At 69.0% G+C, this 17,152-nt stretch carries 23 protein-coding genes; 13 read left to right on the plus strand and 10 right to left on the minus strand.

Features of this window, described 5'->3' with window-relative positions; translation table 11 throughout:
• Positions 1 to 117: 117 nt before the first annotated feature.
• Positions 118 to 1,341, minus strand: a complete 1,224-nt coding sequence (locus ACFVT5_RS38945) for a glycoside hydrolase family 64 protein (protein WP_389898306.1) — start codon at positions 1,339 to 1,341, stop codon at positions 118 to 120.
• A 192-nt stretch (positions 1,342 to 1,533) separates the two neighbouring features.
• On the opposite strand from ACFVT5_RS38945, the gene ACFVT5_RS38950 reads away from it, so the two are divergent.
• On the plus strand, positions 1,534 to 1,767 hold the full coding sequence (locus ACFVT5_RS38950) for a hypothetical protein (protein WP_389898308.1): 234 nt from the start codon (positions 1,534 to 1,536) through the stop codon (positions 1,765 to 1,767).
• A 32-nt stretch (positions 1,768 to 1,799) separates the two neighbouring features.
• On the opposite strand, the gene ACFVT5_RS38955 is transcribed toward ACFVT5_RS38950, so the two are convergent.
• A complete protein-coding gene (locus ACFVT5_RS38955) occupies positions 1,800 to 2,594 on the minus strand; it encodes an ArsR/SmtB family transcription factor (protein ID WP_389898311.1) in 795 nt (264 codons plus the stop codon).
• 146 nt (positions 2,595 to 2,740) lie between these two features.
• Positions 2,741 to 3,121, minus strand: a complete 381-nt coding sequence (locus ACFVT5_RS38960; RefSeq protein ID WP_389898314.1) for a VOC family protein — start codon at positions 3,119 to 3,121, stop codon at positions 2,741 to 2,743.
• A 124-nt stretch (positions 3,122 to 3,245) separates the two neighbouring features.
• On the opposite strand from ACFVT5_RS38960, the gene ACFVT5_RS38965 reads away from it, so the two are divergent.
• Positions 3,246 to 3,689, plus strand: a complete 444-nt coding sequence (locus ACFVT5_RS38965; protein ID WP_389898316.1) for a RidA family protein — start codon at positions 3,246 to 3,248, stop codon at positions 3,687 to 3,689.
• Positions 3,690 to 3,797: 108 nt separating this feature from the next.
• On the opposite strand, the gene ACFVT5_RS38970 is transcribed toward ACFVT5_RS38965, so the two are convergent.
• The gene (locus ACFVT5_RS38970) at positions 3,798 to 4,262 is read right to left on the minus strand and encodes a hypothetical protein (protein WP_389898318.1); all 465 of its coding nucleotides are present in this window, start codon (positions 4,260 to 4,262) and stop codon (positions 3,798 to 3,800) included.
• Between the two features lie 346 nt (positions 4,263 to 4,608).
• Here ACFVT5_RS38970 and ACFVT5_RS38975 point away from each other — a divergent pair, with 346 nt between their 5' ends.
• Entirely contained in the window at positions 4,609 to 5,487 is an 879-nt protein-coding gene (locus ACFVT5_RS38975; RefSeq protein WP_389898320.1) for a menaquinone biosynthetic enzyme MqnA/MqnD family protein, read from the plus strand.
• Positions 5,488 to 5,736: 249 nt separating this feature from the next.
• Here ACFVT5_RS38975 and ACFVT5_RS38980 read toward each other — a convergent pair whose 3' ends face one another.
• Positions 5,737 to 6,408, minus strand: coding sequence for a TetR/AcrR family transcriptional regulator (locus ACFVT5_RS38980; RefSeq protein WP_389898322.1), 672 nt, complete (start codon positions 6,406 to 6,408; stop codon positions 5,737 to 5,739).
• A gap of 120 nt (positions 6,409 to 6,528) precedes the next feature.
• Between ACFVT5_RS38980 and ACFVT5_RS38985 the strand changes: the two genes are divergently transcribed.
• Complete coding sequence (locus tag ACFVT5_RS38985) at positions 6,529 to 7,047, plus strand: hypothetical protein (RefSeq protein ID WP_389898324.1); 519 nt, start codon at positions 6,529 to 6,531, stop codon at positions 7,045 to 7,047.
• Between the two features lie 27 nt (positions 7,048 to 7,074).
• Here the strand turns inward: ACFVT5_RS38985 and ACFVT5_RS38990 are convergent, their stop codons facing one another.
• Genes ACFVT5_RS38990 through ACFVT5_RS39005 form a run of 4 tightly spaced genes read right to left on the minus strand, consistent with a single transcriptional unit; the run spans position 7,075 to position 10,814 of the window.
• Positions 7,075 to 8,703, minus strand: coding sequence for a phytoene desaturase family protein (locus tag ACFVT5_RS38990; protein ID WP_389898326.1), 1,629 nt, complete (start codon positions 8,701 to 8,703; stop codon positions 7,075 to 7,077).
• Entirely contained in the window at positions 8,700 to 9,167 is a 468-nt protein-coding gene (locus tag ACFVT5_RS38995) for an SRPBCC family protein (protein WP_389898328.1), read from the minus strand. The genes ACFVT5_RS38990 and ACFVT5_RS38995 overlap by 4 nt, the downstream gene beginning before the upstream one ends.
• 42 nt (positions 9,168 to 9,209) lie before the next feature.
• Positions 9,210 to 10,151, minus strand: a complete 942-nt coding sequence (locus ACFVT5_RS39000; protein ID WP_389898330.1) for an SRPBCC family protein — start codon at positions 10,149 to 10,151, stop codon at positions 9,210 to 9,212.
• 3 nt (positions 10,152 to 10,154) lie between these two features.
• A complete protein-coding gene (locus ACFVT5_RS39005; RefSeq protein WP_389898332.1) occupies positions 10,155 to 10,814 on the minus strand; it encodes a histone protein in 660 nt (219 codons plus the stop codon).
• A gap of 214 nt (positions 10,815 to 11,028) precedes the next feature.
• On the opposite strand from ACFVT5_RS39005, the gene ACFVT5_RS39010 reads away from it, so the two are divergent.
• The 9 genes from ACFVT5_RS39010 (at position 11,029) to ACFVT5_RS39050 (ending at position 15,436) form a co-directional block, all read left to right on the plus strand.
• Complete coding sequence (locus ACFVT5_RS39010) at positions 11,029 to 11,367, plus strand: gas vesicle protein (RefSeq protein WP_389898334.1); 339 nt, start codon at positions 11,029 to 11,031, stop codon at positions 11,365 to 11,367.
• A gap of 78 nt (positions 11,368 to 11,445) precedes the next feature.
• On the plus strand, positions 11,446 to 11,955 hold the full coding sequence (gene gvpJ, locus ACFVT5_RS39015; RefSeq protein ID WP_389898336.1) for a gas vesicle protein GvpJ: 510 nt from the start codon (positions 11,446 to 11,448) through the stop codon (positions 11,953 to 11,955).
• A gap of 3 nt (positions 11,956 to 11,958) precedes the next feature.
• Positions 11,959 to 12,675, plus strand: coding sequence for a GvpL/GvpF family gas vesicle protein (locus tag ACFVT5_RS39020; RefSeq protein ID WP_389898338.1), 717 nt, complete (start codon positions 11,959 to 11,961; stop codon positions 12,673 to 12,675).
• Between the two features lie 19 nt (positions 12,676 to 12,694).
• A complete protein-coding gene (locus ACFVT5_RS39025) occupies positions 12,695 to 12,964 on the plus strand; it encodes a gas vesicle protein GvpG (protein ID WP_389898390.1) in 270 nt (89 codons plus the stop codon).
• A gap of 4 nt (positions 12,965 to 12,968) precedes the next feature.
• Positions 12,969 to 13,583 carry a gas vesicle protein gene (locus tag ACFVT5_RS39030; protein WP_389898340.1) on the plus strand — a complete coding sequence of 205 codons (615 nt, stop codon included), beginning with the start codon at positions 12,969 to 12,971 and terminating at the stop codon, positions 13,581 to 13,583.
• Positions 13,580 to 14,443 carry a GvpL/GvpF family gas vesicle protein gene (locus ACFVT5_RS39035; protein WP_389898342.1) on the plus strand — a complete coding sequence of 288 codons (864 nt, stop codon included), beginning with the start codon at positions 13,580 to 13,582 and terminating at the stop codon, positions 14,441 to 14,443. Before ACFVT5_RS39030 ends, ACFVT5_RS39035 begins: the two co-directional genes overlap by 4 nt.
• Complete coding sequence (locus ACFVT5_RS39040) at positions 14,440 to 14,658, plus strand: gas vesicle protein (protein WP_389898345.1); 219 nt, start codon at positions 14,440 to 14,442, stop codon at positions 14,656 to 14,658. The genes ACFVT5_RS39035 and ACFVT5_RS39040 overlap by 4 nt, the downstream gene beginning before the upstream one ends.
• Entirely contained in the window at positions 14,648 to 15,103 is a 456-nt protein-coding gene (locus tag ACFVT5_RS39045) for a gas vesicle protein K (protein ID WP_389898348.1), read from the plus strand. Before ACFVT5_RS39040 ends, ACFVT5_RS39045 begins: the two co-directional genes overlap by 11 nt.
• Positions 15,104 to 15,208: 105 nt before the next feature.
• Positions 15,209 to 15,436 (plus strand): DUF6458 family protein, encoded by a 228-nt coding sequence (locus tag ACFVT5_RS39050; RefSeq protein ID WP_389898351.1) that lies wholly within the window; start codon positions 15,209 to 15,211, stop codon positions 15,434 to 15,436.
• A 369-nt stretch (positions 15,437 to 15,805) separates the two neighbouring features.
• On the opposite strand, the gene ACFVT5_RS39055 is transcribed toward ACFVT5_RS39050, so the two are convergent.
• Positions 15,806 to 16,930: an AI-2E family transporter gene (locus tag ACFVT5_RS39055; protein ID WP_389898353.1), complete on the minus strand. Its 1,125-nt coding sequence runs from the start codon at positions 16,928 to 16,930 to the stop codon at positions 15,806 to 15,808.
• Positions 16,931 to 17,152: the final 222 nt, after the last annotated feature.

The following is a 17,152-nucleotide window of genomic DNA, read 5'->3' on the forward strand; positions in this document are numbered from 1 at the left end:
TTCGGCGGGGGCGCACGGGAAGCGCACCCACCTACACCGAATGCGCCCCGCACCACTTCGTACGCCCTCTCCGCCCCGCACGCTCCAGGCCGCCCGGACCGCGGGCCGGTGAGCCGTTCAGCTGAACGGGTCGAGGGTGACGTACGCCTGTTGCGGGTTGCCGTCGTGGACCAGGGACTCGTAGTTCCCGACGTCGTCGAAGGCGAAGGCGTACGCCTTGCCGTCGGCCATCTGCGCGTGGATCTTGCGGGCGTAGTGGTTGGTCACCGTGTCCTGGTAGAAGTTCGCCGAACTGGTGTCCGGCTGGTTGGGGTTGACCAGGAGCGTGGAGCGGTTGAAGCCCGCGCACAGGGTGCGGGAGATCGGGCCGCGCACCAGGTCGTTGGGGGCGTCGAGCCGCTTGTAGCACCCGAAAATGCTGTCCGAGTCCGGCTTCTGGAAGCTGGTGACGACGGCGCCCGAGCTGTTGGTGAAGTTCATGACGTTGCCGGAGACCCGCCCGAAGTACTTCGTGTTGGGCTCGTTGGCGAACGGCGTCACCGTCAGCGTCTGGGTGCTGTACTTCTGCCACACCCGGTTGACGTAGTCGTCCATGACGGTGCCCGGCAGCGCGCCCGCCTCGATGCCGTGACCGGGTGCCAGCGCCCGCAGTACGGTGCCGTCGGAGCGGGTCTGGATCAGATTCGCCCAGCCCCCGGGCTGTCCGCGCAGCGCGCTGTAGAAGCCGTTGTACCCGCCCGGCTTGAGGTGCCCGGTGTTGACCGTGGAACCGTCGGCTCGCTGCACCCCGACCGCGTAGGGCGCCGAGAACATGTCGACCTGTGTGCTGTTGATCCACAGACCGGAGTCATTGAGTGTGTACTCGGACCAGTTGAAGAGGATGTCGCGGTTCGGGTCCGTCGGATTCTGCACCGCGGGCTGCACGAGCCCACCGGTCGTCAGCTTGAACACGAGCTTCTGACCGTACGAGAAGTAGATCCGGCCGGAGAACTTGGGCAGCCGGACCGTGAGCGACTGCCCGTTCGCCGGGCCCGCGATCGACGCGTCCGGCGCGGGCGTCGGCGGATTGCCGCCGGCGGGCCAGGGGTGGAAGGTGCCGCCGGCGTCGGCCCAGCCCTGGCGTCCCGTCGAGAGTTCGGTGCCGAGGTTGTAGATGTAGACCGGGTCACCGCGCCCGGAACTATTGGTGATCTTCAGGGGGATCGTCGCCGGTACGGCGGCCATGGCGGGTGCGGGTGCGGGGGAGCCCGCCGCCTGTGCCGGTGCGCTGGTCGCCGTGAAGCCCGCGGCGAGCACGATCGCCGCCGCCAAGGCCGCCGGCCAACTGCGTTGTCTGGGCACGCTCTTCCTCCTCGACAGGGTGGGGTCCTGGGGATGGAACGCCTTGCCATGCGTTGCTGAGAGCGCTCTCAGAATTGCGCCGGTGGGGTCGGGTGTCAATCATTCGGGTGACCCGATCGGCGCAGCGGCACGCCACGGACGCACGGGTCGTTCGTTGGTCAACGCCCCTGAACCGAACCGGGAGATGACTTCGTGCGACTTCGTCACGTCACCCTTGCCGCCGCGACCGGCGCCCTGATGATCTGCGGCGCCGCAGCCGCAGAGGCGGCCGAGCCCGCGCCCCACTTCACGTCCGAGGACAACGACCAGGGCCGTTCCATCGACACCGACAAGGAGGCCCGGCAGCTGACCCACAACCTCGGGCACAAGGCGTCCACGCCGGTCCACATGGCGCGATATGTACTGTCGCCGCGCCCGCCGTACTGACCCCGATCGCCCCGCGCCTCCGGCCGACGGGTTCAGCCCGCCGGCTCGGGGAGCGTTTCCCCGGTCTCCAGAAGGGTCTTGAGACCGGACAGGAGATGCGGCCAGCCCTCGCCGACCATCTTCAGGAGGGTGCTCCCGGGGTCGGCCGCGGTGTGGGTGACCGTCAGTTTCACCAGCTCACCCAGCGGCTCGATGTCGAAACCGACCTTCGAGCGGGGTTCGGCGGTGAGCTTCGCCAGCACGTCGCCACCGAGCCCCACGGAGTCGGCCCACTCGGGTGTGAAGGTGTGCCAGGTGTACGCCAGCCGCCGGTAGGGCTCCGCTTCGAGGACCACCTGTTCCGGGTCGCTGATGGTCACGCCCTCCTGCTCCCAGGTGATCGCGGACCCGGGCTTCCAGTCGGACTTCAGCGCCACTTTCCAGTAGCGAAGCGTGAACGCCGGATCGGTGAGGGCCTGCCACAGCCGCTCGGGGGTGGTCCTGATGTAGGTCGTGTAGACGAACTCGTTCTTGTCCATCGGCTCGTGCTCCAATGCCGTCTTGAGATCGGCGAGCGCGGTCGTCCGCTCGCGGTCGTACTGGCTGATCCAGCGGTCGGCGATGGCATTGATCGGCACGGCGTTGAGGTAGTGCAGCTTCTCCCGGCCGCGCCGGACCACGCTCACGAGGTTGGCCTCCTCCAGGACCGCCAGATGCTTACTGACGGACTGCCGGGCCATGTCGAGGCCCTCGCACAGCTCCCGCAGCGTCTGCCCGTCACGGGCGTTGAGCCGGTCCAGCAGCCGCCGCCGACTGACGTCGGCCAGCGCCTTGAACACCTCGTCCATGCGTTGCCATCCCAAATATGCAGCCTTGAGGCTGCCTAAAAGATAGGCAGCCTCAAGGCTGCATGTCAAGGAGGGAGAGGAAGGGGCGGTCGCCGGGGGTGTGTGCCGGGGCGGCATTGTCAGGTGCGCACCCGAAGGTAGGAGAACTAGGTGCGCACCCAGAGGCAGAAGGGGTGGCCCGCCGGGTCGAAGTGGATGCGGGTGTCGTCCTCGGGCTGGTGGTCGGCGAGAACGGCGCCCGCCGTGAGCGCGAGGGCGCTCGCACTGTCGAGGTCGTCCACCTCGATGTCCAGGTGCATCATCATCTGCTGCGCTCCCGGTACGGGCGGCCAGGCAGGCCGTACGTACTCCGCCTCGGTCTGGAAGGAGAGCCCGGGGCCGCCACCGGGTGGGACGATCTTCACCCAGTCGGGTTCCTCCCGCTCGACCTCCCAGCCGAGCAACCGCTGGTAGAAGGCCGCGAGTTCGTGTGCGTCCGGCGCGTCCAGCACGATCGTGGACAGGGTCAGGCGCGGGCGCGGCGTCATCGGTGGGTCCTCTCGGTATGACGGGTTCACCGGCCTTTGCGCCAGGTCGGCATGTGCGGGCGGCATGGATCACATGCGACATATGCGCTGGTGGGATGAGTGGGGGTCGGGTGAGGATGCCGCCATGGACAACACGACGACAAGGTCGACCGACAGGACCACCACCACACTCACCCACTTTGCCGCACCCGGGGGCGTGGCGCCCGGCGCGGGATACACCCATGTCGTCATGGGCTCGGGCCGGTTCGTCGCGATCTCCGGGCAGGTCGCGTTGGACGAGTCCGGCGGGACGGTGGGCGAGGGCGATCCCGCCGCGCAGGCGCGTCAGGTCTTCGAGAATCTCCGGCGCTGTCTGGCCGCCGCCGGTGCGACCTTCGATGACGTGGTCAAGTTCACCTACTACGTCACGGATGTGGCGCACCTGCCCGCGTTCCGCGTCGTACGCGACGAGTACATCGACACCGTACGGCCGCCGGCCAGTACGGCGGTCCAGGTGTCGGCGCTTTTCCGCCCCGAACTGTTGCTGGAGGTCGAGGCGTTCGCGGTACTGGGGGCCGTACGGGAGTGAACGCGGCGGCGGTCAGCGGCAGTTGAGGTGTGGGGGATGGTCGAGGGAGGCGGCGCTGCCTGGGGAGCGGCGCCGCCGGTGTGCGTGGGGGGACCGTGCCGGGCCGGGTCAGAACACGAACGGCCCGGGGTTCTGCGGGGTAGTCGCCGTGCAGGTCGCGCTGATGCCGAACACCACGACGTTGAGCGACGCGGCCTCCAGGCTGTCGCCCGCTGCGACGGTGCCGTTCAGCGGACCGGTGGACACCGCGCCGCCCGACGGGATCGCGGGGTTGGCGTTACCCGTGAAGGTGGTGGTGCCCGAACCGTTCTTGGTGAGGGTGAGCGTCGACCGCACCGAGTTGGCGCCGATCGGGATGGGAGCGGTGATGGCCGACGTGGACACGCTGATCGTCGCGGCCGTGCCGTTCTGGGTGGCGGTGAGGGTTGCCGTGCCGGAGCCGTAACTGCCGCAGTCGAAGCCGATGGTGGCCGTGCTCGGAACCACGGCGGTCGCCAGCGGGGCCAGGGCGAGACTGCCCGCCGCCGCGCCGGCGGTCAGTGCCGTGACGATGCCGAGCCTGCGTAACTTCATGGGGTCCTGCCTTCATGTGGGGGGATGGTGCGATGACGATGCCCTGACACACCCGTCACCGGGGACGCACCGTGCGAACGCCGACCCTGTACTGACGAGTCATCAGAATGCGGAGGCGCTGCTCATTGAGGCACGGGGGTGAAAAGAGAGCAAGGCATGCGGCGAGGTTGTTGGCATGACCCGGTCATTTTCAGCCGGATTGGAGACGGTCGGCCTCCCATCCGCAAGCAGACGCCCTGGCTCAGTCGTGTTCCGCCGCCACACAACCGCCCTTGGCCTGCCTGGTCCGTGACCGGGTGCCCCTGGCGCCGGGTAGAGGCAGATTCTGAAGTACTAGCCTGTGGGCGTGGATACTTCACCCGTAGCTCGCGTCCTGCATGAACCGGCGAAGCGTCCCCGGGTCGGGCACATCCAGTTCCTCAACTGTCTGCCGATCTACTGGGGACTGGCCCGCACCGGCGCGTTGCTCGACCTGGAGTTGACCAAGGACACTCCGGACCGGCTGAGCAGTTCGCTGGTCGACGGGACCCTGGATATCGGTCCGATCGCCTGCATGGAGTACCTCAAGCATGCCGACGACTTGGTGCTGCTCCCGGACATCGCGGTGGGCAGCGATGGTGCGGTGACCTCCTGCCTGATCGTCAGCCAGGTTCCACTGCACGAGTTGGACGGGCGTCGGGTCGCCTTGGGTTCCACCTCGCGCTCGTCGGTACGCCTGGCTCGACTTCTGCTGGAGGCGCGGGAAGGGGTCCGCCCGGAGTACTTCACCTGCCCGCCGGACCTGCCGGTGATGATGCAGGACGCGGATGCCGCGGTCGTCATCGGTGACGCCGCGCTACGCGCCTACCTTCACCAGGCCGAGGATCTGGGACTGCTGGTGTACGACCTGGGCGAGATGTGGAAGGCGTGGACTGGTCTGCCGTTCGTTTTCGCGGCCTGGGCCGTCCGCAAGGACTACTTGGCGCAGAACCCTCGCATCGTGCGCGAGGTGCACCGCGCCTTCCTGGAGTCCCGGGACCTGTCGATGGCCGAAGTTGACAAGGTGTGCGAGCAGGCCGCCCGATGGGAGGCGTTCGACGAGCAGGCGTTGCGCCGCTACTACACCGAGGCGCTGGACTTCTCCTTCGGCGAACGCCAGTTGGCGGGTGTTCGCGAGTTCGCTCGCAGGGTTGCCTCGGACTCCGGATTCGATCCTGAGCTGGAGATCTCGGTCCTCCAGCCGTAGTGGCTGCCTTGGTACGCCATCGGCCGCGTTGCCGGTGCGCTCTGTGTAGACGGCCGAGATCGCCGCGCTCGTCCGGGCGGCCCGCCGCCGCTGTCGGCGCCGAGTACTCGCCGCCCTCCGGGGCCGTCGCCTCGAAGGTCGCCGCGCATCGCTGCTCCGCTTCGGGCTGGGCGAACTCCCGCAAGCAACTGGCCGGTGATCTCCTCGCTGGTGTCAGTTCGGCAGTGCGTCGGCCCTCTCGGCAGTCGGCTATGCGGTTGCTTGTCGGTGTAGGCCGTCGAGGAGAGCTTGTAGGCCGGACTCGAAGCTCTCGTCAGGGGATGCGGCGTAGTCGGCCGCTGGGGTTTCCAGGCGGGCGCGCAGGCGGGGGTGGCGCATGGCGATCTCCCGGGCCTTGGTCATGGCGTGGTGGATCTGTTCCTCTGCGGTGTTGTCGCCCTGGTCGAGCTTGCGGGTGAGCGAGGCGGTCGCGGCTGCGCCGGCCGCGTTGCCGAGGACGTAGGTGAACAGGGATGCGGCGGCTCGGTCGGCTTGGGTGGGGGTGAAGCCGGCGGTCTCGTGCAGGGCGAGACTGTGGTCGTCGTGGCGCGCCTTGCTCTCGCCGTAGAGGACGTGTGCGGCGAATGCCTGCACCAGCCAGGGGTGGCGGAGGAACATTCCGTACAGCTCGGTGGCCATGGTGGTGGCCGCGGTGTGCCAGTCGGCGGCGTCGAGGTCGGGGAGTTCGAGTTCGCCCCATACGTGGTCGGTGGCGAGCAGGACCAGGTCGTCCTTGTTCTTGACGTGCCAGTACACCGCCGTGGCGGCGGACCCCAGTCGCTTGCCGAGGGCGCGCATGTTCAGTCCTTCGAGGCCGTCGGCATCGAGGAGTCCGACGGCGGTGGTGACGATCTGATCGCGGGTGAGGGTGTCGCGTGCCATGCCTGCACGGTACGTCGGGACTTGCACAAAGTTCAAGACGAAGCTTGCACAGTGTTCAAGTCGCGGGTTACGGTCCTTCTCGTCCCCAACTTGAACTAAGTGCAAGTCCGAGGAGAGACGATGAACGCCCTTGCCGCCGTCATGCAGTTGCTGGTCGCTGCCGCCTTTGTGAGCATCCCGCTGGTCCGCCACCGCTTCGGTCCGGCCGCGAAGGCCGCCGCGGTGGCCGAGCTGCGCCGCCAGAGGGTTCGGCCGGAGGTGCTGGAGGAGAACAAGCTCCGTTTCGACGCCGGCGGCCACGAGGCCGCGGCCCCGGTCACCGTCGCCGCGGTGATGTCCGTCGTCGCCGTGATGAACTTCGTCGGCGCGGATCTGGCCCGGCCGCTGACCTGGATATTCTCCTCCCTGGTCCTGTTGATGAACGCAGCGATCGTCTACAGCAACCTCACCGCGGTGAAGTCCGTTGAAGCCGCCTTTCGCCGCAAGGGCGACCCGGAGCTGGCCCGCGTCGAGGTGGCCCCGTTCCTCAAGGCCGCCGAGGAAGCCTTTCCGGGCTGGGTGGGTGTCCAGACCTACCTGCGCAACACCATCGTCTTCGGCGGCTCCGCCCTCGCTCTCGTCGCCGTCTCCGTTGCCTGACCACACGCCTTGGGTGCGGCGGCGCTTCTATCGTGTCGTCCGCCTGCCGCCGCGGTTCCGTGTGGCCAGCGTTCTTTGGGCGGTGCTGAACACCCGACGGGTCGTGTGGCGGCGCAGAGCCGCGCGGGCGGCGTTGGCGCCGGGTGCTCCGTGCACACCGCCCCCGGGGTGGGCCGACGCGGAGGCGAGGTAGAGCCCGGTGACGGGGGTCTCGGGACGGCCCGTGCCGGGAAACGGCCGGAAGGCCGCCTGCTGGTGCAGGTTCGTGGTGCCGCCGTTGATGGCGCCGCCGTGGAGGTTCACGTCCGCGGCCTCCAGGGTCGGCGGGGCGAGGACACGACGGGCCCGTATCCGGTCGCGGAAGCCGGGCGCGTACCGCTCCACCCGGCCTTCGACGCGATCGGCCATGATCTTCTGTTCGGCTTCGTCCCACGCACCGGTGAGGCCCGCGCCCCCGGCATCACCGCGGACCCGGTGGGGTACGTGGGTGTACGCCCAGGCGGACTCGGTCCCTTCCGGTGAGCGGGTCCGATCGGCGGTCGTCATCTGGCCGAGGAGCAGGAAGGGGCGCTCCGGGACCCGGCCCATGGCGATCTGCGCCGCGAAGAGAGTGAGGTCGTCGACTCCGTCGGCGAGGTGGACGGTACCCGCGCCCGCCGCCTCGGGCGCGCTCCAGGGGATGGGCGCGGAAAGGGCCCAGTCGACCTTGAAGGTGGCGTAATCCCACTGGAAGCGTCGTAGGTCCTCGAAGACGCGGGCCGGCAGATGCTCCGGGCCGACGAGGCGTCGGTACAGGTCCGGTGCCGAAACGTCCGCGAGCACAGCCCGCCGTGCCGTCATCTCCTCCCCGCCCGTCGTCCGCACCCCCACGGCCCGGCCGCCGCGCACGATCACCTCGGACACTCCCTGGCCGCACCTGAGCGTGCCGCCGTGCCGTTCCAGCCGGTGTACGAGCGCCGCGGTGATCTCGCTCGCGCCGCCGACCGGTACCGGGAAGCCGACCGTCTGGCCGAGCATGGACATCATCCAGCCGAAGCCTCCGCTGCCCGCCGCCTCCGGTGCCAGGTCGGCGTGGAGTGCGTTGCCCGCCAGCAGCAGCCGTCCGCCGTCCCCCGTGAACTCCTCCTCGCCCAAGCGGCGCACCGGGAGCACCATGGTCCGCGCCAGGCGCAGCGCACCGGCGCAGCGCAGTCGCAGGGCGAGAGCAGCCCCGGCCCGAATCGGCGGCAAGGGGGCGAAGAGCGTCCCCAGCAGGTCCTGGCCGACGCGGTCCCAGGTGTCGCACAGATCCAGCCACGCCTGCCCGTCCCCCCTGCCGAACTCCTCCAGCGTCTTCGCCGTCGTGTCACGGTCCCGGTGGAGGACCGCGCAGCGCCCGTCGGTCAGCGGGTGCGCCAGTACCGCGGGGGCGTGTGACCAGCGCAGGCCCTCGTGGTCGAGGGCGAGCCGGGCCATCACGGGGGAGGCGGCGGCCAGGGGATAGAAGGAGCTGAACAGGTCGCTCACGTAATCCGGATGGACCGCGCGGTCGCTACGGACCGCGCCGCCGGGTGTCTGCTGGGCCTCCAGTACCCGCACCGTCCACCCCGCGTCGGCGAGCAGATTGGCGGCGACCAGGCCGTTGGGCCCGGCTCCTATCACGATCGCGTCGCTCATGACCCCGTTCCTTCCCCTCGCGTGTCGATCCGGGAGTCCTCCCGCTCGACGACGGAGGCGAGCCGGGACAGCATGGCGCGGTGGCGGAACTGGAGTACAGCGTCGAGCACCGCGTTGTGCAGCTTGCCGGCCGGCCCTCGCAGAGGGTGCTCGTCCAGGATCACCAGCGTCTCCTCGCCCCAGGTCCGGACGTCGAGAGCGATGCGGGCCGTGCCGAGCGGGCTGTGCGCCTCCAACTCCAGGTGCCGGGGCGGCTCGAACCGCCGTACCACGGTGTGACCGTCGAACCGTTTGGAGGCCAGGGTCACGGTGTACGACAGCGACGAGCCGACGTCGGGCCAGTTCCCGGAGCGTGGAGTGGAGCGCGCGGTGCCGACCACCCAGTCGGCATAGCGTGCCGGGTTCTTCAGGACCCTCCAGACCGTTGCCGGGTCCCGGCCGATGAGCTGGTGGCGGATGGCCATGCGTGGCTCCCTTCCCGGGTGCTGCTCGGCCCGACGCCGTCTTCAGCGTTGGCCGACCTCCTCCTCGTCGTACTCCTCTTCGACGTCCTGGACCTCGTCCTCGTCGGCGTAGGCGTCGTCTTCGACCTGGTCATCCTCGTCGGCGTCCTCGGCCTCGGCTTCCTCCTCTTCGACGGCCTCCTCGTGGGTGCGGACGACTTCACCGTCCCTGATCTCGCCGCGCCAGCCCTCGGCCTCCTCGCTGGTGAGGGTCGCGTACCGCTGGAAGTGCTTGAAGTCCAGGCGGAGGCGCCTGCCTTGGGCCCGCCACAAGTTGCCCGTCTTCTCGAAGAACCCCGAGGGGTAGTACTCCACCACCAGCACGACCCTGGTGAGCGTGGGCGTCAACTCGTGGAAGCTGACGCAGCCGTGGGTGGTCCCCTTGGCGCCCTCGGACGTCCACGCCACGCGTTCGTCCGGGACCTGCTCCGTGATGGTCGCCTTCCAACCACGCGTGGAGGGACCGACTTTGGCCTTCCAGTTGGTCGTGATCTCGTCCTCCTGCGAAACGTGGCGCACACCCTTGGTGAAGCCGCTGAACTTCTCGTACTCCGTCCAGTGGTCGTACACCGCCCGGATGGGGAGGCCGACGTCCAGGCTCTCGATGATGCTGGTGACCTTGGTGGTTCCCGACCGGCCACCGCCCTTGCCGCCCAGCGCTTCGCGGGTCTTCCCCAGCAGGCCGCCCATGAGGCCCTTCAGCTTCTCTCCCGCGATGGCCTTGAGAGGTGACTCGCCTCCGAGGATGCGCGTCGCCGCCTTGGGGAGAGCACCACCGTTCTCGGCGATGTCCAGGAGTTGGCCGGTGGCGCCGGTCAGTGAGTCTCCCGCCTTGGCGAGCGTGTGGTCCATGCGTGCGCCGAGGTACCGGACCAGCTCCTCCTTGAGGAGGTCGAGTCCCGGGGTTTCGTCGCGGGTCCTGTTGTCGTCCTTGGTCTCGGTCATGGTTCACCTCTCCCGTGCGGTCCGGGAGGACGTCTTCGCCTTCGTGGTCGTGGACTGCTTGCGCGCCGTGGACTTCTTGGCAGGGGGGCTGCCGGCCTTGCTCGCGGCTGTCTTCTTCCGTCGTTGCGGAGGGGCGGTCGTACGGGAAGTCGTGGAGGTGCCCTGACGCTTGGCCGGCGACGTCTTCTTCCCCGATGTGCTCGTCTCCCGCGTGTGTCCTCGGGTTGTCGCTGTCGCGCTCGTCTTGGAGCGCCCTTTCGCACTTTGTTCCTGCTTGTCGCCTTCCTGCTTGTAGCCTTCCGGCCTGTCGTCTTCCTGCTTCTTGCCTTCCTTCTTGTCTTCCTGCTCGTCGTCGGATTCCGCAGCCGCTGAGGCATCCGGACCTTGTTCGTCTTCCGTCAGGCGCAGCGTGCGCTCGTGGAGGGAGTCGGCGAGGTCGGCGAGCTTGCGGTCCGTGGCTGCCGCGACGGCCTGGCGGCCGGCGTCGAGCAGTTCGCCGCGCATCTGCTCGTTCAACTCGTTGACCTGCGGGACATCCCCCAGCCGTCGTGCACCCTCGGCCACCAGCTGACGGGGGTCGAGCCCGAAACGGCGGCCCGCCACATAGGTCGCGATGGTGAACGCCAGCTTTCCCTTTTTTGGTGCGGCCCAAGACGTATCCACCCCCGAGCGCCGCGGCGAGAGCGAGTTTGTTCGTGTTGTTCATGAGCTGTCCTTCCGCGCGGGACGGTGACACCCGGCGTCTACACGGTGTGACCGGGGAGTTCCGCCAGGTCAACGTGTAAAGACTGTCTGATTCATCCTCTTCATACGCGAATGCCCCTCTATGCTGAAAAAGTACGTATTTGTCAAGCGTATTCCGATCAGAGGAAGAGCGATGGTGCAGGCGGACGGTGATGCCAGGAACGGCGGCGCCGGTGCCGGTGCTGACGACGGTGGCGGTGCGGGTGACGTGCGGGCCACCCCCGTAGAGGTGATGCGTTCCGCCGTCGAGCAGTTGCAGGCGCTCCTCGGGCGGGCTCCCGAGTCCGTGTCCGCAGTGCGGCCGAGCGACGACGGCTGGGAGGCCGACGTGGAGGTCGTGGAAGTGGCACGCGTCCCGGACACCACGAGTGTGCTGGCCAGCTACCGGGTCACCCTGGACGACGGGGGCGGCCTGCTCTCCTACGAACGCACCCGTCGGTACACCAGGGCGCAGACCGAGAGCAGGGGGTAATCACGCCGGCCGCCGAAGACAAGGGCCCACCAGCTGCACCCGGCCCTCCCGGGCCGTCCGACAACCTACGGAGGAACCATGACCGTGGTACCTCAAACAGGGGGCGGAGGCGCGGCCTCCCCAGGCGGAGCCTCCGGGAGCCTGTACGACATCCTCGACCTCATCCTTGACCGTGGCCTGGTGATCGACGCCTTTGTGCGCGTCTCCCTCGTGGGCATCGAAATCCTCAAGATCGACGCGCGGGTCGTGATCGCCAGCGTGGACACGTACCTCCGCTTCGCCGAGGCGTGCAACCGACTCGACCTCGAAGCCGGCAGGAAGGCGCCCGCGCAACTCCCTGACGTCATGGGCAAAGTGACCGAGGGCGGCGCCGAGGGGAAGTCGAAGGGCGCGGTCTCCGGTGCCATCCAGGCAGTCAGTGAGAACCTGGGGCAGCGCAAGGGCGGTGCGGACGAGGCAGGGCGAGGCGACAGCGCGGAACCCGAATCCCGTGTCGAATCCGAACCCGAACGCGAGCCCGAACCGTCCGGTCGGGAGACGGCACGGCGGCGCCCGGCACGCCGGGCCGCACGCAGGGACGGTGAGTAGTCCATGCCCGTCTACGTCTACTCCATCACCGCCGACGACCATCCACTGAAGCTCGACGACCTCACCGGCGTCGGCGACCCTCCCGGTCCCCTGCGGATCGTGTCCGCCGCCGGCCTGTCCGCGGTCGTCAGTGACGCGGCGGAGGAGTTGCGCCCCAAGCGGCGTGACCTGACCGCACATCAGGGGGTCCAGGACCGGCTCATGCGCGACGGGACCGTGCTGCCCTTCCGGTTCGGCCTGACCGCCCCGGACGACGAGGCCGTACGCGCCGCGCTCACGGACAACGCCGAGACCTACCGTGAGCGGCTCGAAACCCTGGCGGGCTGTGCCGAGTACCACATGAAGGTGTCCCAGGACGAGGACGCCCTGCTGCGCAGCATCCTCGCCGATTCGGAACCCGCCAGACAGATGACCAGTGCCATTCGAGAAGGTTCGGCCAGTCCGGACACGCCCCTCAACCTGGGGCAACTGGTGTCCCAGGAAGTGGAGGCCCGTCAGAAGGCGCTGGCCGCAGGTGTGATGGAGGCGCTGCGCCCGTACGCACGGGCCGAGGTCTCCTACTCCAGCGGCTCGGACTCCTTCCTGGGGACCTCGTTCCTGGTCGGCGAGGAAGAGGAAGAGGAGCAGTTCCTGACCGCGCAGCAGAGCCTGGCCCACCAGTTCGGGGACGAGATCACCTTCCGCCTCCGGGGGCCCCTGCCGCCGTACAGCTTCGTCTGACTTGGGAGACGTGATCGACATGGGTCTGTTCACGGAAATCGTCGCGCTTCCGCTGGCGCCGGTGAGATCGGTCATGTGGGTCATGGCCAAGACGGTCGAGGCCGCCGAGCGCGAGTACTACGACCCGACACCGTGCGAGAACGAACTGGCGGCTCTGGAAGGGGCGTTGCTGAACGGCGAGATCGACGAGGCCGAGTACGACCGTCGGGAGGACGAACTCCTGGACCGGCTCGAAGAGATCCGCGCCTACTGGAACGGCAGTGCCGACACACCTGGACCGACGAGGTGACGGCATGTCCGAGCCCAGTTCACGCGGTCTCCAGAACTACTCCTCGCGTGCGTCGCCCTCGCCGTACGGGCGCGATTCGTCCGCCAACCTCGCCGACATCCTCGAACGGGTCCTGGACAAGGGCATCGTGATCGCCGGGGACATCCAGATCAACCTCCTCGACATCGAACTGCTCACCATCAAACTCCGGCTGCTGATCGCCTCCGTCGACAAGGCGAAGGAGATGGGCATCGACTGGTGGGAGCACGACCCGGCCCTCTCGTCCTCGGCGCGCAACGACTCACTCGCGGCGGAGAACCGGCGGCTGCGGACGCAGATCGAGGCAATGCGGGAACGCGAAGGAATTCCGACGGCCGCCGAGGACGACGACGTTGTCCCGGGAGAGGTCATGGAGGTCGAGGAGCGGGTGGAGGATGTCGAGGATGAGTCGGGGGAGGCCGCGGAGGGCGAGGAGGGCGAGGAGGGCGAGGAGGCGGAGGTTGTCGAGGAAGCTCCCAGAAGCTCCCGCGGCTCCCGAAGCTCCCGCGACTCCCGCGGCGCGCCCCGCTCCGATCAGGAACGACTGCCGCGCCGACAGGGCAGAGCGCGCCGACGCTCCCAGGAGCCTGATGCCCCATGACCATGAACAGGCCGACGCCGTCCGGCGACCGTGTCGTCTACGCGTACGCGATCGCCCTGGACACGGCCGGACTTGACGAGGCCGTGGCCGCGCTGACGGGTGTGGCGGCGGCCCCTGTGCGATTGGTCCACGACCGTGTCGACCCCGATCTGACGGCGGCCGTGAGCAGCGTCCCGCAGGCCGACTTCGACGAGGACGCGCTGAAGCGGCACCTGGAGGATCTGGACTGGCTTGAGGTGACCGCGCGATCCCACCACGGCGTGATCGAGGCACTGGCGGCCAGGACCACTGTCCTGCCGCTGCGACTCGCGACGATCTACCTGGCCGACGAGGGCGTGGTCGATGCCCTGGACAGGGGACGAGCGGTCTTCCTGGACGGCCTCTCCCGCCTGTCCGACCACGTGGAATGGGGCGTCAAGGTGTACGTCCAGCCGAAGAGCGCCGCCGGCCCCGCGCCTGCCCCCGAGCGCGCGTCCCGGAGCCCCGGGCGCGCCTATCTGAAGGGGCGCAGGGCCCAGCGCGAAGGCCGCGAGCAGTTCTACGCGTTGGCAGCGCGGGCGGCCGAGAAGATCGAGGAAGCGGGACGGCGGTACGCGTCGGACCGGGCCCGGCACGGAGTCCAGCAAGGGCAGTTGGCGGTCCGGCCGGGTGAGAACGTCGTCAACGACGCCTATCTCGTGTCCTTGGCGGCATCCGAGGACTTCCGCACGGCGGCGGCCGGGGCGGCTCAGGGCCTGGCCGGCGTACAGGTCGAGGTCACCGGCCCGTGGGCGCCGTACTCCTTCGCGCCCCGCTCCTTGGCGGACCCGGGAGAGTCCGGAGACGCGAGCGCCGGGGACCAGAGAAGCGCGGGCTCATGACTGACCCGTATGCCCCCCAGCCAGTGCGGTCGTTGCCCGACCGGCAGGTGGCTCTGATCGATCTGCTCGACCGGTTGCTCAGCGGCGGAGCCGTGCTCACGGGAGACGTCGTCCTGTCGATAGCCGACATCGATCTCGTACGGATCTCCCTGCGCGCCCTCATCGTGTCCATCGGGCCGAAGGCCCGCTCACCGTGGGAAACCGATGATGACTGACCCCCTCCCCAAGCCTTTCTCGCTGCCGCCGGAACCTGGAAGGGAAGCGTCGCGCGACACCGGGCCCGACCGGTGGGACGAAGTCGCGAAGGCCGCCGAGCGTGCCTTCCGGCTGCTGCCCGCGAGGCCGCAGGACACCCCTGGACCGGACTCCGCGCCCCAGCGGCCGGCCCGTCGGATCACCACCGACCCCGACACGGTCGAGCAGGACCTGGTCCGCCTCGTGCTCACCGTGGTCGAACTGTTGAGACAACTCATGGAACGACAGGCTCTCCACCGGGTCGACACCGGTGACCTCTCGGAGGAGCAGGAGGAACGCCTCGGCCTGACGCTGATGACCCTGCACGACAGGATGGGAACACTCTGCGCGCGATACGGCCTGACCATGGACGACCTCCAACTCGACCTCGGCCCCCTCGGACCCCTGCTGCCCCCGCCCGACTGAGCGCGCGGCGGGGCGAGAGTGTTCGGGCCGTTGCGGCTGTGCGTACTGGTTCCCGTCGCGGGTACCCGCAGGGCGTTGCTTCATCACACAGAAGGGAGAGATTCGATGGGTCTGGGAGGGTGCATCGTCCTGATCGCCGTGGGAGCGATCCTCACGTTCGCCACGGATTGGGAGGTTGACGGCACCAACCTCAATGTGATCGGCCTCATTCTCATGGCGGTCGGGCTGATCGGTACCGCAGTCTTCGCGAGTATCGCCCGCGGCCGCCGGGTGGTGGTTCCGCCAACGACGCGGGTCGTGGACGAGCGAGGAACCCCTCGCACGTACGAGTGACCCGGCGGGAGTGGCCGGAGCGGTGTCTCACATGAATCGCATAGTCGCGGTCGGAGGTGGCTGCGCCGGCTTCCATACCGCTCGGTCGCTGCTCCCGGTGCTGGGGTGGTGCCCCAGGTTGCTATGGGCGTGTTGGAACGCACGAGAGGCAGCCGTCCAGTCGAGACGGTGAGCAGGTCCGCGGCCGAGCGTCTCCGGGCGCGTCACGGAGAACCCGCCGAGCGCGCTTTGTCCCGTCGGGGTGACCGGAGAACGGCTGCACAGCGGGCAGCAACGGCGGACAGGAACCAGAGCGGCACACGCACGGGGAGTGGTCTTCCTCCGGCGTGGGACGGCTTTTGGGGGTGGTCTTGTTCTCCGCGAGCGGGTCTACGAGGTGTCGGGGCCGGGTGCTGACGGGGTGTCCCCTTCCGCCCCCGGGGCGCGCAGCGCCTGCCGTACCGACCAGACCACGGCGACCAGCGGAACGGCCACCAGCGCGCCGATGACGCCAGCCGTGATGGCGCCCCCGATCACGGAGAGGGCAACCACGACGGGGTGAAGTCGGACGGCCCAGCTCATCACCAGCGGTTGCAGCAGATGGCCCTCGATCTGCCCGATGACCACGATGAGTACCACCACGATCCCCGCCACCAACGGGCCCTTGGACGCGAGCGCGATCACCACCGCGACGGCCAGGGCGATCGGGGAGCCGATCAGAGGGACGAACGCGGCGAAGAACTCCAGCAGGGCCAGCGGCAGCGCGAGGGGTACGCCGAGCAGGGTGAGCGCCACGCCGACGAGGACCGCGTTGACCGTGGCGACCAGCAGCACGCCGTGGGTGTAGCCGTTGAGGGTCCGCCACGCGGCCCGGCCCGCCACGGAGGTACGGCCGCGGAACCGCGCCGGTAGCTCGGCACAGAACCAGACCCAGTATCGCTCCCCGGAGTGGATGAAGAAGACGGAGCAGAACGCGGCGAGAGCCAGCACGGTGAACACCTCGACCACCCGGCCGGCGCCGCTGAGGGCGGTACTGACGACCTTGGAGCGGTGGGACGAGATGAGTTGCCCCAGCTCGGACTGGAAATCGGTCAAGGCATGAGGGGAGAGCCGGAACGGCGGCTGCTCCAGCAGGTGTCCGATCCGGGTGAGCCCGCTGCGGAACTCCTGCGTCAGAGTGGTCCACTGCCCTGCGACCACGTCCCCGACCAGTGCGAACACACCGAGAACCAGCGCGATGCTGCCGATCACCGTCAGACCGACCGCGAGCGCGCGGGGCAGCGTCCGGGCCAGCAGCCCGGCGGTGGGCCGCAGCACGGCCGTGGCAATCAGCGCCAGGAAGACGGCGACGGCGATTTGCTGGAAGCGGCCGAGCACGGAGAAGACCCCGAGGACGACGACGGCGACCACCACCACGCGCCATCCGTACGCGGCGGCAACACGCAGACCCTCGGGTACGGACGTGCCCGTGGCACGGACCGGGGGCGACGGCGGCGGCTCGGCGGGGTTGGACACTGCCTTGCCTTACCGCCGCCGACCCCTGCCGTCACGCGGATGCCACCCGGTTCACCCGAGGGCCACGCCCGGATACGCCGACCGGTCGGCCTCGTTGTGCGCGAGGAGCAACCGGACGGTGGTGGCGTGGAGTGGACGGCGGCTCGGTTGGCCGCCGTGCTCAGGCCGGGTGATGTGCTGCTGGCGATGGGGCCGGGTGGCGAGCCTGCCGAGGTGGTTCGG

The organism is Streptomyces sp. NPDC058001, assembly GCF_042886315.1.
In the GTDB taxonomy this organism is placed as follows: domain Bacteria; phylum Actinomycetota; class Actinomycetes; order Streptomycetales; family Streptomycetaceae; genus Streptomyces.